At 63.2% G+C, this 258-nt stretch carries 1 protein-coding gene; it reads left to right on the forward strand.

Annotation, left to right across the window (positions count from 1 at the left end):
• A partial coding sequence (locus MTCD1_RS19605) for a cbb3-type cytochrome c oxidase subunit I (protein ID WP_200818687.1) occupies window positions 1-258 on the forward strand: 258 nt, incomplete at both ends.

Below are 258 nucleotides of genomic sequence, written 5' to 3' on the forward strand. Positions count from 1 at the left end.
CACGACACCTACTTCGTGGTCGCGCACTTCCACTACGTGCTGGTGACCGGCGCGCTGTTCTCCATCATCGCCGCCACCTACTACTGGTGGCCGAAGTGGACCGGCCGCATGTACAACGAGACCGCCGGCAAGTTCCACTTCTGGTGGACGGTGATCTTCGTCAACCTGCTGTTCTTCCCGCAGCACTTCCTGGGCCTGGCCGGCATGCCGCGCCGTATCCCGGACTACAACCCGGTGTTCGCGGACTGGAACCTGGTC

This window comes from Colwellia marinimaniae, from assembly GCF_002207865.1.
Lineage (GTDB): Bacteria > Pseudomonadota > Gammaproteobacteria > Enterobacterales > Alteromonadaceae > Colwellia > Colwellia marinimaniae.